General features: G+C 60.6%; 23 protein-coding genes. 9 read left to right on the top strand and 14 right to left on the bottom strand.

Annotated features, from left to right (window positions below):
* Positions 1-69: 69 nt before the first annotated feature.
* Genes FGW20_RS06465 through FGW20_RS06455 form a run of 3 tightly spaced genes read left to right on the top strand, consistent with a single transcriptional unit; the run spans position 70 to position 2,610 of the window.
* Positions 70-1,140, top strand: coding sequence for a radical SAM/SPASM domain-containing protein (locus FGW20_RS06465; RefSeq protein ID WP_301677269.1), 1,071 nt, complete (start codon positions 70-72; stop codon positions 1,138-1,140).
* A gap of 7 nt (positions 1,141-1,147) precedes the next feature.
* Positions 1,148-1,933, top strand: coding sequence for a methyltransferase domain-containing protein (locus FGW20_RS06460; protein ID WP_301677268.1), 786 nt, complete (start codon positions 1,148-1,150; stop codon positions 1,931-1,933).
* Positions 1,912-2,610, top strand: a complete 699-nt coding sequence (locus tag FGW20_RS06455) for a TIGR04282 family arsenosugar biosynthesis glycosyltransferase (protein ID WP_301677267.1) — start codon at positions 1,912-1,914, stop codon at positions 2,608-2,610. The genes FGW20_RS06460 and FGW20_RS06455 overlap by 22 nt, the downstream gene beginning before the upstream one ends.
* A 55-nt stretch (positions 2,611-2,665) precedes the next feature.
* Here FGW20_RS06455 and FGW20_RS06450 read toward each other — a convergent pair whose 3' ends face one another.
* From FGW20_RS06450 to FGW20_RS06410, 9 genes are all read right to left on the bottom strand, one after another.
* The gene (locus tag FGW20_RS06450; RefSeq protein ID WP_301677266.1) at positions 2,666-3,109 is read right to left on the bottom strand and encodes a hypothetical protein; all 444 of its coding nucleotides are present in this window, start codon (positions 3,107-3,109) and stop codon (positions 2,666-2,668) included.
* 232 nt (positions 3,110-3,341) lie between these two features.
* Positions 3,342-3,617 (bottom strand): DNA-binding protein Alba, encoded by a 276-nt coding sequence (gene albA / locus FGW20_RS06445; RefSeq protein ID WP_301677265.1) that lies wholly within the window; start codon positions 3,615-3,617, stop codon positions 3,342-3,344.
* 13 nt (positions 3,618-3,630) lie between these two features.
* Entirely contained in the window at positions 3,631-4,647 is a 1,017-nt protein-coding gene (gene asd / locus FGW20_RS06440) for an aspartate-semialdehyde dehydrogenase (protein ID WP_301677264.1), read from the bottom strand.
* Positions 4,648-4,694: 47 nt separating this feature from the next.
* Positions 4,695-4,868 (bottom strand): 4Fe-4S binding protein, encoded by a 174-nt coding sequence (locus tag FGW20_RS06435; RefSeq protein WP_301677376.1) that lies wholly within the window; start codon positions 4,866-4,868, stop codon positions 4,695-4,697.
* A 62-nt stretch (positions 4,869-4,930) separates the two neighbouring features.
* Positions 4,931-5,689 (bottom strand): 4-hydroxy-tetrahydrodipicolinate reductase, encoded by a 759-nt coding sequence (gene dapB / locus FGW20_RS06430; RefSeq protein WP_301677263.1) that lies wholly within the window; start codon positions 5,687-5,689, stop codon positions 4,931-4,933.
* Entirely contained in the window at positions 5,682-6,557 is an 876-nt protein-coding gene (gene dapA, locus FGW20_RS06425; RefSeq protein ID WP_301677262.1) for a 4-hydroxy-tetrahydrodipicolinate synthase, read from the bottom strand. Before dapA ends, dapB begins: the two co-directional genes overlap by 8 nt.
* Before the next feature lie 9 nt (positions 6,558-6,566).
* The gene (locus FGW20_RS06420) at positions 6,567-6,755 is read right to left on the bottom strand and encodes a 30S ribosomal protein S17e (protein WP_048113378.1); all 189 of its coding nucleotides are present in this window, start codon (positions 6,753-6,755) and stop codon (positions 6,567-6,569) included.
* 12 nt (positions 6,756-6,767) lie between these two features.
* Positions 6,768-7,316, bottom strand: coding sequence for a thiamine-phosphate synthase family protein (locus tag FGW20_RS06415; RefSeq protein ID WP_301677261.1), 549 nt, complete (start codon positions 7,314-7,316; stop codon positions 6,768-6,770).
* A gap of 40 nt (positions 7,317-7,356) precedes the next feature.
* Positions 7,357-7,983: an HD domain-containing protein gene (locus FGW20_RS06410; RefSeq protein ID WP_301677260.1), complete on the bottom strand. Its 627-nt coding sequence runs from the start codon at positions 7,981-7,983 to the stop codon at positions 7,357-7,359.
* Between the two features lie 91 nt (positions 7,984-8,074).
* On the opposite strand from FGW20_RS06410, the gene FGW20_RS06405 reads away from it, so the two are divergent.
* A complete protein-coding gene (locus FGW20_RS06405) occupies positions 8,075-8,260 on the top strand; it encodes a hypothetical protein (RefSeq protein ID WP_301677259.1) in 186 nt (61 codons plus the stop codon).
* On the opposite strand, the gene priL is transcribed toward FGW20_RS06405, so the two are convergent.
* Entirely contained in the window at positions 8,257-9,261 is a 1,005-nt protein-coding gene (priL, locus tag FGW20_RS06400) for a DNA primase regulatory subunit PriL (protein WP_301677258.1), read from the bottom strand. The genes FGW20_RS06405 and priL overlap by 4 nt on opposite strands.
* The gene (locus FGW20_RS06395; RefSeq protein ID WP_301677257.1) at positions 9,261-10,004 is read right to left on the bottom strand and encodes a DNA polymerase sliding clamp; all 744 of its coding nucleotides are present in this window, start codon (positions 10,002-10,004) and stop codon (positions 9,261-9,263) included. Before FGW20_RS06395 ends, priL begins: the two co-directional genes overlap by 1 nt.
* Positions 10,005-10,249: 245 nt before the next feature.
* Here FGW20_RS06395 and FGW20_RS06390 point away from each other — a divergent pair, with 245 nt between their 5' ends.
* The 4 genes from FGW20_RS06390 (at position 10,250) to FGW20_RS06375 (ending at position 13,784) form a co-directional block, all read left to right on the top strand.
* Positions 10,250-10,861, top strand: coding sequence for an RlmE family RNA methyltransferase (locus tag FGW20_RS06390; RefSeq protein WP_301677256.1), 612 nt, complete (start codon positions 10,250-10,252; stop codon positions 10,859-10,861).
* The gene (gene moaA / locus FGW20_RS06385; protein WP_301677255.1) at positions 10,839-11,717 is read left to right on the top strand and encodes a GTP 3',8-cyclase MoaA; all 879 of its coding nucleotides are present in this window, start codon (positions 10,839-10,841) and stop codon (positions 11,715-11,717) included. The genes FGW20_RS06390 and moaA overlap by 23 nt, the downstream gene beginning before the upstream one ends.
* A gap of 378 nt (positions 11,718-12,095) precedes the next feature.
* Complete coding sequence (locus FGW20_RS06380) at positions 12,096-12,605, top strand: hypothetical protein (RefSeq protein WP_301677254.1); 510 nt, start codon at positions 12,096-12,098, stop codon at positions 12,603-12,605.
* Between the two features lie 12 nt (positions 12,606-12,617).
* A complete protein-coding gene (locus tag FGW20_RS06375) occupies positions 12,618-13,784 on the top strand; it encodes a M20 family metallopeptidase (RefSeq protein WP_301677253.1) in 1,167 nt (388 codons plus the stop codon).
* A gap of 49 nt (positions 13,785-13,833) precedes the next feature.
* On the opposite strand, the gene FGW20_RS06370 is transcribed toward FGW20_RS06375, so the two are convergent.
* Both FGW20_RS06370 and FGW20_RS06365 read right to left on the bottom strand, forming a co-directional pair.
* The gene (locus FGW20_RS06370) at positions 13,834-14,952 is read right to left on the bottom strand and encodes a glycosyltransferase (protein WP_301677252.1); all 1,119 of its coding nucleotides are present in this window, start codon (positions 14,950-14,952) and stop codon (positions 13,834-13,836) included.
* An 11-nt stretch (positions 14,953-14,963) separates the two neighbouring features.
* Positions 14,964-16,463, bottom strand: coding sequence for a glycosyltransferase family 39 protein (locus FGW20_RS06365; protein WP_301677251.1), 1,500 nt, complete (start codon positions 16,461-16,463; stop codon positions 14,964-14,966).
* Positions 16,464-16,714: 251 nt separating this feature from the next.
* On the opposite strand from FGW20_RS06365, the gene FGW20_RS06360 reads away from it, so the two are divergent.
* Positions 16,715-17,191 carry a hypothetical protein gene (locus FGW20_RS06360; RefSeq protein ID WP_301677250.1) on the top strand — a complete coding sequence of 159 codons (477 nt, stop codon included), beginning with the start codon at positions 16,715-16,717 and terminating at the stop codon, positions 17,189-17,191.
* Here the strand turns inward: FGW20_RS06360 and FGW20_RS06355 are convergent.
* On the bottom strand, positions 17,132-17,461 hold a 330-nt coding region (locus tag FGW20_RS06355), incomplete at its 5' end, for a transposase (RefSeq protein WP_301677249.1). The genes FGW20_RS06360 and FGW20_RS06355 overlap by 60 nt on opposite strands.

Genomic DNA, 17,461 nt, shown 5'->3' with positions numbered 1-17,461 from the left:
GCAAAGGCTGCATCTCCGTCACCCACTTATATGATGATGTTTATGGTAGGCTGTGTAGGGGCTGCTGCCATGGATGCGGGAGGACGAAATCTCAATACGGTCATCACCGGCTGCCTTCATCCTGCAACAGATGAGGTGGTGCGGTATTTCGAGGGGGGGCGGGTCTATTCGCTGCAGATTGAGTCGACCCTTGCGTGCCCGCAGGGATGCCGCTACTGCTACGCTCCGGCCGATGCCGCCCGGGCCGGGGAACTCCCCGCCGACGATATCGCCGCCACGCTCTCTTCGGCGGCGAAGATGGGCGTGAAAGCCGTCGACTGGCTGGGAGGCGATCCGCTGGTTCGCAAGGACTGGTACGATCTCGCAGAACGCGCCCGTGACCTCGGTTTTGTCAACAACATCTGGTCGAGCGGCATCCCGCTCGCCGATCCAGAGGTCGCAGAGCACGCTGTCGCCGTAACAGAAGGAGGTTTCATCTCCGTGCACCTGGACACCCTCGACCCGGTTATCTATGCCCAACTCCATGACGGGGATGCCGGGGAGAAGATCCGGGCTATCCGCCGCGGCATCGAGAATCTTGTCGCCTTCGGCAAACCCACAGCCGAGCTCGTCAACTGCATCACGTTCACACGGCCGCTCGCAGGGGAAGACGTTATGAAGACGATACGGCACTTCTGTGAGGAGGTCGGGACGGCGATCTGTCTGACGCAGATCTGCACGGTCGGCAGGGCATGCCGCCACCCGGAATGGGTGCCGACAGCCGGGGAAGTCCAGGACGCCTGCCGGGCACGGGACGCGATCTGCTACCCCGGTTCTCCCTTCTCGTTCGAGACGATGGACGTCAACAAATTTTACTGCGGCAGCGTGATCTGCGTGACGGTGGACGGCGACGTCACGCCCTGCTCGGTCATCAGGAAGGGATTCGGAAACATCAGGGAGCAATCGCTCTCCCGGATCGTCGAAGAGCATCGAAGCGAACTGCTCTTTTCGGGGATGCGGCAGCAGGGTCCGAACTCGTCCCTCTGCACCCGGTGCGAGCAGAACGTCGTCTGCTGGGGATGCCGGGCGACGGCATACTACGAGACCGGCGACCTCTGTGGGCCCGACCCGAAGTGCTGGCGGGCGGCGCCGGGGAGGTGAGAGGGATATGCTCGATATCAACATCGGCGACGTCACTGCCGCCTACGAAGGGGCGGTCGGCGTCATCTGGGAGATGCTGATGGGGGAGCAGATCCACGTCGGCGGCGAGCAGGAGACCGATATCCTCGCGGAGTTAGCGGGTGTGAACGCAGGCACACGGGTGCTGGACGTCCTCTCCGGTCTCGGAGGGCCGGCGCGGCACCTGGCACGGATTTACGGCGCGACGGTGACGGGTCTCGATGCAACGGGGCGGATGGTGAACGAGGCGGTGTTACGCACGGAACGTGCCGGTCTCGACGACCGTGTCACCTTTCGATCCGGCAACGCTCTCGATATGCCCTTCAAGTCGGGAACCTTCAACATTGTCTGGGGACAGGACTCCTGGTGTTACGTCACTGATAAGGACCGGCTGATACGCGAATGCCGCCGCGTGGCGGCGCCCGGCGGCACGATCGCCTTCACCGACTGGATAGAGACCGGGCCCATGAGCGCGAAAGAACGCCGCAATCTCAATGCATTCATGCTTTTCCCATACATGGGGACCCTGGACGGTTACCGGAGACTGCTCCGCCGGCACGGGTTTGCCGTGGGGGTGTGCGAAGATCTCAGCGAGGATTTTACGGTGCAGATGCACCGCTACCGGGATGCCCTTGCCGGCGGCCTGAAGGGCCGGATCGTCGAACTCTTCGGGACAGAGACGTTCCGGGACATGGAACGCGGCATCGGCCTCTGGGTGGATGCCGCCGACGAGGGGAAGGTAGGGAGGGGGCGATGCCTGGGCCGGAAGTTGTGATGCGGGCGGCTGCCATTATGGCCCGGATACCGGTTCCCGGAAAAGTGAAAACAAGGCTCGTTCCGCCGCTCACGCCTCAACAGGCGGCACGGTTGTATGCTGGATTCCTTCGGGATGCGATCGAGCGACTCGCCTCCCTCGACGGAATCCAGCCGTTCGTGGCCTACACACCCCCTGCTGCAGACGGCTTCTTTGCCGGGATCGTTCCCCCGGGATTTTCCACGCTCCCCCAGGTCGGTGAAGACCTGGGCGAACGCCTTGACAGCGTTGCAGCAACACTCTTCTCGTGGGGGGCAACGGCGGTCGTGCTCTGCGACAGCGACAGCCCGACCCTTCCCGGCCGGTGCATCGCGGAAGCATTTCTCAGGCTCAATGACGCCGATGTTGTCATTGGGCCGTGCGACGACGGCGGCTACTACCTGATCGGGACGCGGAAGCATACCCCCCGGCTCTTCTCGGGCATCCCCTGGAGTTCGGCCTGTGTGACACAACGGACGATTGACACCGCCGAACGCCTGGACCTCTCGGTCTCCCTGCTCGAACCCTGGTACGACGTCGACACGGCGGCCGACCTGAACCGTCTCTACCTCGAGGTAGCGGCATCCTCAAAAGACGTTAACTTCGCCCGCCACACCCGCCGCGCCCTGGCGGGGATCGGACTGCCGCCGCAAGCATGAGCGGCGGCCAGAATACCGTAATCAAAAGATGGCACTGCATCCGGCTTACCGACAGTCAGGCAAAATAGCCGAGTCCGTCGGGGAACTCGTTAACGTTCTCGTAGTGTTTGACGTCCTGGGGAGAGATGACCGTGAGCGAGGGGACGACCACGCCGAAACCGTGCGCGGGGAACCAGTACGACCCCTGCCCGTAGTCGTTCGACGCGTTCTTCACGCGCACCTCGACACGCTCAAGATCAAGATGCTGAACGTCGGCGTTGTCGAAGTTCAATACCTCGAGTGCCTTCTCCCTCAGGTCGGATTTCCCAAGGAGAAGAACGAGGAACCCGATGCCGTCGTCTATCGTATAGTTCATGGTAACGACGGCGTCTGCCTTCTCCAACCGGACGGTGACATCTTTGACGGTGATATAACTGTGCCGCTCATCGCCCGCCGCCATTGCGGGAAGAACGAGAACAGCTACCAGCATCAGTGCCATGCCGACCGCCAACCGTTTCATAGTATAGCATATATGGCGAGGCTCATAAAGCCTTTATGGTCGACCCGTATCAAATCGGCCATATATTCGACCGTCTGACGGATGGAGCGCGCAAGAGGGGATTATTCCGGAGCGCCGAAGACCACCGGCGCGCTGTACAGGAGCGCCGTCACAAGAAAACCTCAAGCGGAGAGGCCTCGTCGAAACCCGGCCGCTACGCTCCATTGATGGTATCAAAAAATGCTTCGGGATCTCACTTCCCATGAGTGAGGACAATCTCGATGCTTGATACGTTCGTCTTGCCGGTATCGGTGTCGATCATCTCAGTCGACGTGAAGATCTCTTTCTTGTCCACGTTTGCAAGGAACCGGTTGAGCGCGATCTCCGCCGTATCGACCGCACGTGAAATTGCCTTCCCCCGGGCCTTAATCGCGACTTCCTCCGCTCCGTTATTGAACTGGGTGACCACCGCAAGCACGTAGTTCATGACCGGTTTGTTTCCCACGAATACTGTGTTATCCTTTATCATTAGCCCACCTCGTCTAAAGGTACTTCCTTGAGCATATCAGTTCTGCGTTGAGAACGGATGCGCCCGCGGCCCCACGGATGGTGTTGTGGCCGAGCGCAACAAACCGTAACCCTTCGCGGATTCTCCCGACGGACACCGTCATGCCCCGTCCACGGTTACGGTCGAGCCGCGGCTGCGGACGGTCAGACGGGTCAAGGAGCTCAACGGCCTTCTCCGGCTGTAAGGGTAGATTGCTGAAGGGGGACTTAAAGTTTGCGTAAACTTTTTTCACCTCGGCAACCGGTTCCTTCACGTCGACCCAGACCGCAATGGTGTGCCCGTCGATGACGGGAACCCGGTGGCAGCTCGCACTCACGCCGAACGAAGCCGGAGTCACCTCGGAACCATCGAACGACCCCATAATCTTCAGCGTCTCGATCTCCATCTTCTCCTCTTCGGAGCCGATATAGGGAACGACGTTATCGTAGATCTCCATGGCGGAGACACCGGCAAACCCGCCACCCGAGATGGCCTGCATGGTCGCCACACGCACGTCGTGGAACTCGAACGCTCTCAGGGGTGCAAGGGCCAGCGCAAGGACGATCGTCGAGCAGTTCGGGTTCGTCACGATGAAACCCTCACGTCCGCGATCCCGCTGGACATCGATCAGGCCGAGGTGATCCGGGTTGACTTCCGGGATCACCAGCGGGACGTCTGCCTCCATGCGGTGCGAGCGGGCGTTGCTGCAGACACCGATACCTGCATCGGCGATCTCCGTCTCAAGAGACGTCGCCACTTCAGGAGGGAGCGCCGAGAAGACCAGGTCGCAGTCCTTCAGACTCTCGACGGTTGTGGGAGTGACGACGATATCACTGACGTTGTCCGGGTACGGCGCATCGAGGCGCCAGTTGACCACCTTGCCGTACGGTTTCCCCGCACTCCGCTCAGATGCGGTCAAGGTCTGGAGGTTAAACCAGGGATGATCCGCCAGCAACTGAACGAAGCGCTGTCCCACCGCTCCCGTGGCACCAAGCACTCCTACATTTATCATAGATAGAAGTATCTGTAGTGCAGGTGATATTAAAAGAGTTGGTTTCTTTATTCCATTGAGATCGCTTCTGAAGGGCACTCGTCAACGCAGGTCTCGCAATCAACGCAGAGATCGGCGTCGACTTTTGCCTTGTCGTCTTCCATGGTGATGGCGGAAGCCGGGCAGACGTCCACGCAGGTTTCACAGCCGGTACACTTCTCAATATCAACAACTGCTACCAATTTTGTTCCTCCGAATGTACATAGTATTATAGCCGCACCAAAAATAAATTTCGCTTTTCCTATCACAGCCCGAGGACATCCTGCATGCCGTAGATGCGCGGTTCCCTGCCGACGACCCAGCGTGCGGCCCGGACGGCGCCCTGGGCAAAGACTGCCCGGTCGTAGGCCCGGTGAGATACCTCGATGCACTCGAAGTTCCCTGCGAAGAGAACGGAGTGATCACCGACGATATCACCGCCGCGGATGGCATGGACGCCGATCTCGCCCTTCCGCTCGGTCTCGCCGACGCGGCCGTAGACCTTCTCGCGGCCACCAAGTTCCTGGTCGAGGATATCAAGGATGGTCTTTGCCGTGCCGCTCGGGGCATCCTTCTTGTAGCGGTGATGGGCTTCGGTGACCTCGACGTCGTAATCGCCGAGCTCGCGTGCCGCTTCCCGCACGAGTTTCCAGAAGATGTTGACACCGACGGAGAAGTTGCTCGATATCACCGCCGGGACGGTTCCTTCGACGGCGCTCGCGATCGTCGCCCGCTGCTCAGGGGAGAATCCCGTCGTCCCGACGATGAGCGCCACGTTGTTTTCAGCGGCTACTTTGATGTTCTCGACCGCAGCAGCCGCAACAGTGAAGTCGATCAGGACGTCGGGCTTCTTTTCTTTCAGGAACGCGTCCATCCTCTCGGCGAGGACGACCTCGGTCCCGAACAGCGTTCCTTCCTGTATATCGATGCCTCCGACCAGTTCCATGTCGGCGGCTTCATCGACGATCCGGCCGATGTTGGTCCCCATGCGTCCCAGGGCACCGGATACGACTACCTTAACCATGATTTACCAGCACCTTTCTCAGTTGTTCCGTCTTTGCTTCGTCGAGCTCGTCGAGCGGCAGCCTGACCGGCCCCGCGGCCATCCCGAGGAGTTCCACCGCTTTCTTCACGGGGATGGGGTTTGTGTCGATGAACATCGCGCGCATGAGCGGGCCGAGTTCGTAGTGCAGGGTCTGTGCGCGGGCAAGGTCACCGGCCCGGAAGGCCTCGTACATCCCCACCATCCGGCCGGGGTCGACGTTTGCCGTCACTGATATCACGCCTGCGCCCCCTACAGCGAGGAGGGGAAGCGTCATTGCATCGTCCCCGGAGATCACGCTGAAGTCCTCGTCCCGCGTCTCCTCGATGATGCGGGAGACCTGGGTGATGTCGCCGCTTGCCTCCTTGATCCCGACGATGCTCGGGTGACGGGCCAGTTCCGCCACAAGGTCAGGCTGGAGGTTCTGCCCCGTCCGGCCGGGGACGTTGTAGAGGACGATCGGGATATCGAGGTCGGCAAGCTTCGTGAAGTGCTTGATGAGCCCGGAACGGTTCGGTTTGTTGTAGTACGGACTGATGATGAGCGCGCCGTCCGCACCCGCGTCCTTCGCCGACCGGGTCAGGCGAACGGCCTCCTCCGTGTTGTTCGATCCCGTCCCGGCAAGCACCGGCACCCGTCCGTTGACGACCTCGATGGCCTTGCCGATCACCTGCTCGTGCTCCTCGAACGTAAGCGTCGCGGATTCGCCGGTCGACCCACAGGGCACGACACCGTGAACTCCACGCTGCAGGAGTGATTCGATGTTGGACTGTAATCCTTCAATATCGAGACCCATCCTGGAGTCCCGGTAAAAAGGGGTAATGATTGCCGGAAGGATTCCCTCAAACATAGTGGAAGTTTATCGCTTCCTTGTATTTATCTTTCTTGAGATGTACCCGGCAACCCGGTTCCGGACGGTCTTGCTGTCGATCATGGCAACCTCAGCGACAGCGTGCTTGTTCTCTTCAAAGTCTCCACTGAATCTGTCGCGATGCTTGACGATGAGTTCTTCGCCGAGATTCTTGATATATGACGGTTTTATTCCCATGTGGACCTACCCTTACAATTGTGCATAGATTATGCGATTTGACAGTTTAAGAATATTTTGTGCGACCGTGACGGGATCTTCCCCAAGAACCCGGATCATCGGCTCTTTCCCCACGGCCCCACGGTCGTAGATGACGTCGGGTACACCCTCCTTGCAACAGGAAGCGACGCCCCAGTCCATCGTCTGCACGCCCACGGGTTCGTTTTCCCGGTCGAACGAGCAGACCTCGAAGAGGAGGTTATCGAGCTCAGGGAGGATTGCTTCCGAGAAGCGGATGTTTGCGGCGCTCCGGATGCGCGGGTCGAAACGCATGGCCGTGATGACGATCCGGGCCACGTGGTCGCTTGCCCCGAACGCGATCTCCCCGACGGGGTGCACCGCCTCGCCGAGCCTGACGATCCGGCCGAGGACTCCCGCCACGTCCTCTTTGCTCCGCGCATCGGGGAGGGCGTAGACGATGTTCATCCCGACCTCCGGGATGAGCCGGGCGTCCATCCGCTCGACGAGCAGCGCTACGGCCTCTTCCACGCGATCGATAACCTTGCCGCGCTCTTGCATCATGCCTTCTATCCTCGGTCAGGGAGCCATATATGGGTTGCGCTCAGCCGAGATCGAGATCGCCGCGGCCTTCCGTGAGCCCCTCGATCGCGATGCGGTAGAACGTCTCGAGATCCATGAGCGGTTCGATCATCCGGATCCTCTCGCGCTCGCAGCCGGCGGCAAACGACTTCTCCTTGAACTTCTTCTTCACCGTCCGGGGGGTGACCTCGTCGATCGCACCGCCCTTCACCAGGGCGCAGGCGATGATCAGGCCTGACGCGCTGTCCGCCGCCTGGAGCACAACCTCGACCGGCCGGACGTAATCCCCAAAGAGCATGTGGTTGTGGCGCCTGACGATATCCGCGATCTCTTCGGATACACCGTTCTCGATCAGAATCCGGTAACCCTCGACACCGTGCCGCTCCTTATCTCCGCCGACGATGTCGTGCAGAAGGCCGATCACCTCCCACGTCGCGGCATCCTCGCCGAGATGCTCCGCGGCCTTCCTCATGACGGCGGCCGTGGCATGGCTGTGCGTCGGGCCGAACGCGACCGGCCGAAGGGCGGGAACGTGAGCACCGTTAGGTGTGAAGGGCCGTAGCAGCAGCACCGCAGGTGCGACTTGAATGATGTGGGACGGGGACGTCACGTAACGCCGGAGCAGGGCCAGTGCCTCGTCCCTTTCCACGCGTGCGGGATTGTCGGTCGGCCCGGATAAGCGTGTGGGTCGCCCCCGCCCCGGGGATAGAGATATACCTGCACGTACCCCACCTGTTTACATGAATCTACGGGTTCTTGAGGTGCTGGCCGCGTTCGGGTGCCTTGCACTGTTTATCGCGCTGCTGGTGACGCTGCCCAAACTTATGGGAGAGGTGATGGAAGGGCTTGCATACGTCGTCGCACTGGTAGCCTTCATCGCTGCGCTCAGTATCGCTGGCTACCTGATTGATAAAAAGGTCGCTTAACTCCGTTTTTTCTTTATATTTTTCTTGAACCGGTAGTAACTCAGCGGGTGGTTGACCCGTTCGCAGTCCTTGTCCCGGTTGGCGCAGAGCCCGAACGTGCGCATGGTGGCGCACGATGGCGGGGTATACTCGGTGCCGCCCCGCCCGGAGATGTGCTCCACCTGGTACATCGTCATCTCCGGGTCGAAGTCCGGAGCCCGCGCGAACACGTCCGCTATCTGCGCGACGTTCATCCCGATGGTATGGAGGAACGACGTGATGGCGAACCGGCCCATGTGCGTCAGGTTCGTCCCCGCGGTGATCGCCTGGATGAGCGCATTGATGCAGGGTGGGAACGCGTCCTCTTTGATCTCGCCGAACTCTTCAAGGATCTGCTGCTGCCGCAACGCGGCAATCTCGCCCGTCACCGGTGCGAGGCGCTCGCAGATCCCCGCTGGAACCCGAAGCGGCAGCTGGTCGGCGATGATCGCCCGGATCCGTTCCCGGAGAAGTTCGTCGATCTCGCCCGCTTCAAGGTTCACGCCCCCCCGCCGAACATCCCTGTTGACAAGCCGCCACCGCTTATCGCGCAGGTGAGGAACCAGTTCGACATACCGGGTGACCGGCATTGCAACCGCTCCGGTATCGATGCCGACGCTCCAGGCAACGAACCGCCGTATCTCCGGCTCTTCGGCCGCAAGGAAGAACGATGCGCGTTCGGCCTCGTAGCGGGCAAGGCGGTCGATGAGCGACCGGTCATTGATGCAGGAGACGAGCATCCGGGCAAGGGCGTAGCTTGCGATCTCAAGCTCGGGCTTGAGGTTCCGGGTGTCTTCGTCCCCAAACTCCTTTTTGAACGTGAGCGCGGCATTGACCCGTTCCTCCGCCCGTTCGAGCGCCGCGAAGCCCGGGCTGCTCCCGAGGAACTCTTCGAGCGACTCGACGTGCCGGCGTGCCAGCTCCTGCGATTCTTTCAAAAAGGGATATTTAATGAGTTCTTTGCGATCGAGTACTACATCCATCAATCGGCCTCGATCCGAGGAGCAAGGAGGTACTCGACGCGGCCGTTGCCGTCCGCAATGTCAAAGACAAACCTTACCGGGTGATCGATACCGAGGTAGACCTCCACCTCGTCCGCGCGCGCCATGACCCGGCCCATGTCCTTCAAGTAGTCGATCGAGAAGAGGGAGCGGGCCTGCACCGGGTTTAAGGCGACGAGTTCGTCCTCGCCGAGCGCGAGTTTGATCTGATCCGTGTCTCCTTCCGCCTCCATGTAGAAGGTCATAGCATCGGGGTCGATCCCGAGCGCGATCTTATCGGAGATGACGGCGGCGGCTTTGATGGCGTTGTTCAGCGCGTCGCCCGGGACGACCACCTTGCCGGGGAGGTCGATTCCCGGCGGGTTCGGGTCTTTCCGGATGGTGTTGACATCAAGGAGCGAGATGGAGTAGCGGTAGCCGCCAAAACTCAGTTCAAGTTTCCGCTCTTCGTCGAGCAGGTTCAAGGTCAGCGCGTCGCCCTTCCCCATCATCCCGATGATGTTCTTCAGCTTTGCGATATCCAGACCCAGCTCCCCGGCCGTCGCCGAGAAAGAGTTGAACGCCGTGCTCTGGAGTTCCAGGGAGACCATGGCCACGTTTGCGGTATCGACGGAGCGTGTCCGGATCAGGTCCTCGGCCGTGTGCAGGCGGCACTCCGTCACCAGTGCGGCGATCGCATCGATGGATTCCCGAAATATTTCTGCGTTAATCGTTGCCTTTAACATTCTGACCCCTTATTAAACTCTCGTTGAAAGTATATAATCACCCTATTCATTATAGTGCTTTACGATCAAAATCGGCAAAAGGCTCATGACGCCGGTCGCAGAAGCGGTCGCGGCAGGCGCCGATCGCCCGTACTCCGGAACCGTATCATTCATGTTTAACAACATCGAATACTATACATAATCTTCTTGATTGTGCCGGCGGTGCAGGCAGCCATCCGTCGACCTCAGGTGGAGGGTATCTCCCAATGGGTTCTCAATGGACTAAAGACAGTGTCTATCGAAAGGCGATGAAAGCGGGCTATCGGGCACGTGCCGCCTACAAACTGCTGGAGATTCAGCAGCGAAACGGTATCATCAGGCCCGGCGACAACATCGTCGACCTCGGGGCGGCGCCAGGCAGCTGGCTGCAGGTGCTCCGCGACCTGACCAACGGCAAGGTCATCGGCGTGGATCTCAATCCCATCGCGCCCATGGAAGGCGTCACCACCATCGTCGGGGACTTCACTGACCCCCTCGTCCAGGAGCGTATCCGCGAGGAGGCCGGCGGCGTTGTCAGCGTCGTGGTCTCCGACGCCTCGCCGAAACTCTCCGGCCAGAAGAGCTACGACCAGGCCCGTGCGATCGGGCTCGGCGAGGACGCACTGGCGTTTGCCTGCACGGTCCTGAAACCCGGCGGCAATATGCTGATAAAGTCGTTCCAGGGTGAGCTCTTTGGTGAACTGATTGCCGAAGTGAGAAAGCATTTCTATTCCGTCCGGGGCTACAGGACGAAGGCGTCGCGGAAAGGGAGTGCCGAGACCTACATTATTGCAAAAAATTTCAAGGGAACATGCGATGGTGCTGAAGGACCCCTATAACCGAACCGTAACCAACCTCCGGATCAGCTTGACCCACCGGTGCAACCTGCGGTGCATCTACTGCCACGCCGAAGGCGAAGTGAACCCGGAAGAGCAGATGAGCGCCGAGGATATCGCCGAGCTGATGCAGGTGGGCGTGCAGTTCGGGATCAGGAGTATCAAGTTTACCGGCGGGGAGCCGTTGCTCCGCCGCGACCTCGTCGATATCATCCGCTCGGTGCCGCCGGGAGTGGAGTCGTCCCTGACAACGAACGGGACGCTGCTTGCAGAGATGGCCGCGGACCTCAAAGAGGCCGGGCTTGCCCGGGTGAACGTCAGCCTCGACAGCCTCCGCCCCGAGCGCTACCGCGAGATCACGGGCAAAGACTGCCTCGCGGACGTTCTTAAGGGGATCGACGCGGCGATCGAGGTAGGGCTGACCCCGGTCAAGCTCAACATGGTGCTCCTCGACGGCATCAACGAGGACGAGCTGGACGACTTCATGGCGTTCGTCCGGAACAAACGCGACGTCATCCTTCAGGTCATCGAGCTGATGGAATTCAACGAGTGCAAGTTCCACGGGGACGTGGATGGCGTCGAGCAGGACTTAAACGAGCGGGCGAAACGGGTCGTCACCCGCCGGATGCACCACCGCAGGAAGTACTGCCTCGACGGCGCCGAGGTCGAGGTGGTGCGCCCGCTCCACAACACGGAGTTCTGCGCATTCTGCAACCGCCTCCGCGTGACCTCGGACGGGAAACTCAAGCCCTGTCTTCTGCGGAGCGACAACCTGGTCGATATCCGGGGCAAGCACGGCAAGGAACTCGAAGACGCCTTCCGCGAAGCCGTCAACAGGCGCAAGCCGTTCTTTGATTGAAGCGATGTTCGGCCGCTATTGCGGCCGAACGGAGCTTGAGAAAATTGCGCAGCAATTTTCGATGGCGATGTTCTGCCCGCAACGCTGAACGGAGTTCGAGAACCCACCAGGCTTCGAAGGCGATGTTCGCCCCTCCCCGCTCGAAGACCTCCGGCATTCTCGAACTCAGGCCCTCCGGCCCCTCCCCGCTCGAAGACCTCCGGCATTCTCGAACTCAGGCCCTCCGGCCCCTCCCCGCTCGAAGACCTCCGGCATTCTCAAACTCAGGCCCTGCCACACTCCAATTCAGCAGAACCAAAGCCCCTCACCGCCCCGTATCACCGGCACTGCTGTATGGAAGCAATACTTTTTGTACCTCTCTCCCCAATAGGAGAGAGTATGCTGGAAATGAACGAGTATGTCCGCGTCCTGCAGAAGTTGTACAGCAAATCGCTGATCCTGGAAAGCCCAACCGATTTTCACCCGGTTCTGCGCTTCTACTTTACCGATGCAATCGCTCACATCGACTACACGCTCAGCACGCTCGCCTACAACTACATGTCGCCCCGGAATATCATGACCATGGAATACATGCGGTGGCGTCTGGACGAGGAGAAGGTCGGCGACCGGGTGCACTTCCCCGGGTTCATCAACTGGCTCAAAGAGAAGCAGCCGGAGAAGTACGAGGCGCTCCCGATGCTCTGGACTGGCGTCTACGACAACGACGACCCCGCCCAGTACCGGAGCTTCCGGATCGTGCTCAACCCCGACGACAAAAAAGCGATCCCGGCCGAGCATCTCTCGACGTTCATCGACGAGTTCTTCGACCCGAAGTTCATCAAACTGCTCTATAACACCTCGTCGCTTGCCCGGCTCTTTGACGAGTACGTCCAGAGCAGGTCGGCATAAGGGGAGCACTCTATGGATGTCGCCCGACTTACGTCGTCGCTCGTCCGGATCAGGAGCGAGAACCCGCCGGGGAGCACGGCAGATGTCGTCGCGTTCATCGGGGAGTTCCTCGATTCCCTCGGGGTGAAGAACCGCATCATCTCGCATCCCGGCGGCCGGGACAACCTCGTCACAACCGAACCGGACTCCCGGCTCCTCCTCTGCGGCCACGTCGACGTCGTCCCCGCCATCCCCGACGACTGGACGCACGACCCCAACAGCGGAGAGGTTACCGACGGTTACGTCTGGGGGAGAGGCGCCACCGATATGAAGGGGGGATGTGCCGCCCTCCTTATCGCCTACCGCGACCTCATCGAGAGCGGGGTGGAACCGAAGGCCCAGTTCGCCTTCGTCTGCGACGAGGAGACCGGCGGGGAGTACGGGATCCGGTCACTGCTCGCCCAGGATCTCCTTGAACCCCGGGAGTGTCTGATCGCCGAACCGACGCCGGCGACCAGCCCGGCGATCGGCCAGAAAGGCCTCTACCGGGTCGACCTCTCCTTTAGCGGCAGGCCGGGCCACAGTTCCCTCTATCCCCTGGTCGGGAAGAGCGCCGTCATGGCGGCGTTCGATCTCCTCGGCTACCTGCGGGAGGTTCATACCCGCCCGTTCCCCGTCGACGAAGACCTGCAGCCGCTGATCAAGGAGGGTGCCCGGGTCTTTTCCGAGATCTTCGGGATCGAGGGAGGAGAAGACGTCCTGACCCGGGTGATGTTCAACCCCGGTCGCATCGAGGGCGGCGAGAAGGCGAACATCGTGGCGGAGCAGTGCCGGATGGAGCTCGACATCCGGGTGCCGTGGGGCTGCTCCCTCGACGAACTCCGGAAAGGCATCGCGGAACATGCGCCGGACGCCGTGATACGCGAGACGGACGTGGCCGAACCGACCCTGACGCCCCCGGATGCCCGGATTGTCCGGACAGTCTGTCAGGAGGTGGAGCGGGTCTACGGGACGGCGGCCCCCTTCCTCCAGTGGGCGGCAAGCGACGCGAAGTACCTCCGCGATAGGGGTTTCGACGTTCTGGAGTACGGGCCGGGGGAGATCCCGACACTGCACGCGGTGGACGAGCGGGTCAGCGTGGAGCAGCTCGAGCGAGCAGCGGATGTCTACCGGGGGGTTATCCGGGCGTACTCCGGGTAGCCGATGCCGCCGTCGACCCTAACCCGCTTTTTTAAGAGAGAGACCAGCCTCAGTACGCTTTTGTCCACGTGTAGTGCCTGTTCACCATATAGTTCCAGGCAAACGCAACGGATATCCCTGCAAGGTTCGCAAGGAGGTAGTAGACCCCGGCAACTTCCGCAAGGAGGTAGAGGACGGCCATATTGAGGGCGAGACCGCCCATCGAGACCGCCTGAAACGATCCGAACCGCGAAAACCTCCGCCCGAACTTCAGGAATTCTATCGACCGAAACGTCCAGACGTCGTTTAAGGCGAAGTTGTTCACGATGGAGAGTTCGATCGCGATTGCGGCAGATACGAGGTAGTAGAGGCCGGCAACCTCGGTCAGGGCGTAGAGGAGTCCCATGTTGACGAGGATGCCGGAGATCCCGACGAGCCCGAACCGGATGACCTTCGTCCACTCCGCCCATACCGGTCCTGTCCGGTGCGCGACCGCGAACCAGGCGATGCCGCCGCACTGCCGGAGGTAGTCGATCACGGTGCCGGCCCGGAGTTTGCTCTTCCCCTCCTCACGGTTCTTAAAGACGAACGGGATCTCCACGAATGACTCCCATCTGCCCCTGCCGAGGACCTCCATCAGGATCTTGTAGCCCCGGGGGGCAAGCGGGGCGCCGTCGACGACATCGCGCCGCACGGCAAAGAATCCACTCACGGGGTCGGTGACCTCCGGGAAGAGCACGCGCCCGAACGCGGTGGCCGAAAGCGATATAACCCTCCGCGCAAGCGGCCACGCCTCGATATCCCCGCCCTTCATGTACCTGCTCCCGATGGCGATATCCGCGCCGCCCCGTATCGCTTCATAAAACCGGGGGATGAGCTCGGGCGGGTGCGAGAAGTCGGCGTCGATGACCTGGAGGATATCCGAGCACGCCGACCGGAATCCTTCGACGACCGACTGCGAGAGGCCGTGATCGTCTCTCCGCACGATCAGGCGCACGTTCTCCTGCCGGCCGGCGATCTCCCGGACGATCGGGATCGTCTGGTCCTTCGAGTCGTCGTCCACCACCAGGACTTCGCCGCGGATGCTGTTTTCTCTGAAGATGTCATTGACCGCATCGATGATCGCGGCGATGTTCTTCTCCTCGTTGAAGGTCGGGATGATGACCGAGAGATCGTAGGGTTCAGCCATCGATCTTCCCTCTAGCCCGACACAAAGAGGTAGATCCCCATGCGCTGTCCGGCGAACTCTGCATTCTTATCAAGCCAGCCCAGCGCATCCCCGGTGGTGTCCACGGCAAGGATGTCGGTGGTCACAATGTAGAACGCACGACGGTCTGGATATTGCTCCCGGATCGTCTCAAGATCTTCTCCGGTATTCGCCCCGAGTTCGAGGGTTCCGTCGGTCGCGTTGCTGTAGTAATAGTCGAGCGGCTGCGCCATGTAGGGCGGCAGCACGACGACGAGATCTCCTTCCCCGGTCATCCCGCCGAGTTCCGCGGAGAAACCCCGCCAGTCGTTCTTCTGCGGTGTCGTGTAGTAGGCTGCAAGGAAGGGTGCGCTGACGAGAAATGCCGCTGCAATAGCAAGGTAGACCGCTCTCCGGTCCTTGACGAGGGCATGGAGTCCAGGATACGCCGACGCGATCCCGATGAAGTAGACCGGGAGGAGGTAGATGAGGTAACGCGGGATCATCGGCATCCGTGAGGAGAGGATGAGGCTTGCGACGAGCGGGAGGATCATCATGAAGACGAGGAGGAGCGCTGCGTTCCTGTCCTCGCGCCAGGTGTAGGCGACGCCGAGCAGGAAGAGGAGGAGGAAGAGAACCATGATGAGGTCGCTCTCCCCCGACACCTGCGAGAGGGTCATGTGGATGACATCGAGCCCCTGTATGCCGAAGGTCGGGGCGGATGATGTCCTCATCATGAAGAGGGTAACCGTGACGATGAGCAGGGGAAGGGTGGCAACGATGAAGACAGCGAGCGCGAGGACGGGGCTCCTCGCGTTCCTGACGTCCTTTCGGATCTTCCCGGCGCGGGTGACCAGGGCGTGGAGGACGAGGACGGCGACCGGCACGATGGCGTAGAAGTGCATCCAGAAGGCAATCGCAGAGAAGACACCGAAGAGAGCCCAGGAACGGGTCTCGTTCGATCTGCTCGCCCGCACGTAGAAGAGCAGTGCGAGTGAGAAGAAGAAGAGCATGGGGGCGTATGCCCGGGCCTCCTGGGAGTAGAAGATATGGAAGGGCGAGAACGCGAGGAGGGCGGCGGCGATGAGCCCGACGTTCCTGTCCCGGAACTCAGAGCCGATGTAATATACGACCGGGATCGTCAGAACGCCGAGGAGCGCGGGGAGGAACCGGAGCACGAACTCGCTCTCCCCGAAGACGAGCATCCCGTGCTCCAGCCAGTAGAAGAGCGGCGGGTTGAACTCTCCGCCGGCGGTGGTCTCCCAGATGCCAAGGAGTGACTGCCCGGCAAACGAGAGGGTCGTGGCCTCGTCGAGCCAGAGGGAGTTGCCGGCGAGGTTGTAGAACCGCAGCAGGGCACCGATGACGGTCAGGCCCAGGAGGTACCAGAGCGCCGCGCCGTTTTCCGGAGGGGCAGACGAAGCGTTTACGCTCTCGCAAAGGTCGCTCGCGCTGCCCGGAATAACCGTGTCGATCTCTCTGTGCTGTGGCTCAGGTCTCTTCGGTACTATCATCGGCCGAGCGATAGAGATACGAGTGTCCGATAAAAAGGTTCTCCTGCATGCCGGTGCATGATCGGCTTCTCCCGGGAATGTCTCCTGGCGCCTCACTTTTTCCGCCCCGGCAATACATCTTCGGGAATTATGCCGCGAAAACAGACCGGTTTCCAACGATTTTTTCTGCCGATTAATATCTATTGAATAAAATGTTTCTTTAAAGGATCAAGAGTAAAAACATAAATATCCCCTTGCATAACCCCTCTGCGATGAGCAAGGTGTATAAGCCACTCTTTGTAACTGCGGTGATGATCCTGGTTCTTGCATCCGCCGGTTGCGCGGAGATGCCGACCGGCAGCGATCCGGGCTGGTCCGGCAGCCTTTCACCGGAAGAGCAGGGCGAAGAGGATGACGACCTCGGCTACCTGACCCCGGCAACCCCGTATCCAACCGCAACGAGTGGTATTGCCGGCCCCACGCTCAGCAGGCCCTCAGAGGTTCCGCCGACGCAGGACCCCTACGTGACGCTCTACGACAAGACAATAGAGTTCAGTCCCGCTCACCCGAGAGACGCCTACTCCTTCGACCTGACCGCGCCCCCGCTCATCATTGAGTTCGATGTGGAGCCGAAGATGGTCACGCGGGAGAAGCACACCACGAGTGACTACGGTAAGAAAAAGGAGAGGTCATCCCATAACCCTCCAGATCATGATGGCACATGCCAGGTGGATCAGCCCGAGGAATGAGTGTTCATAGCGTTCATATCGAGGAACAATCTTCTTGAATGCCTCGATCCAGCTGAAGAACCGTTCAATAGCCCCTCTTTCTTTATACAGTGTCGGATCGAACCAGCGCGGTCTTCCCCGCTTCGGGTGTATCCGGGATCTCGGGTTGGTCGGGATGTTGCTCTTGATCCTTCGTTTCCGGTTGTACTGGCGGATCATCTGGGCATCGTAGGCTGCATCCGCCGAGATGATTGAGGGATGAACCTGCATCTCTGGAATCGTAAACGCTTC

The organism is Methanoculleus methanifontis, assembly GCF_030464365.1.
Taxonomy (GTDB): Archaea; Halobacteriota; Methanomicrobia; order Methanomicrobiales; family Methanoculleaceae; genus Methanoculleus; species Methanoculleus methanifontis.
The sequence above is the reverse complement of the archived record's forward strand: the minus strand, read 5'-3'. Positions and strand labels throughout refer to the sequence as shown.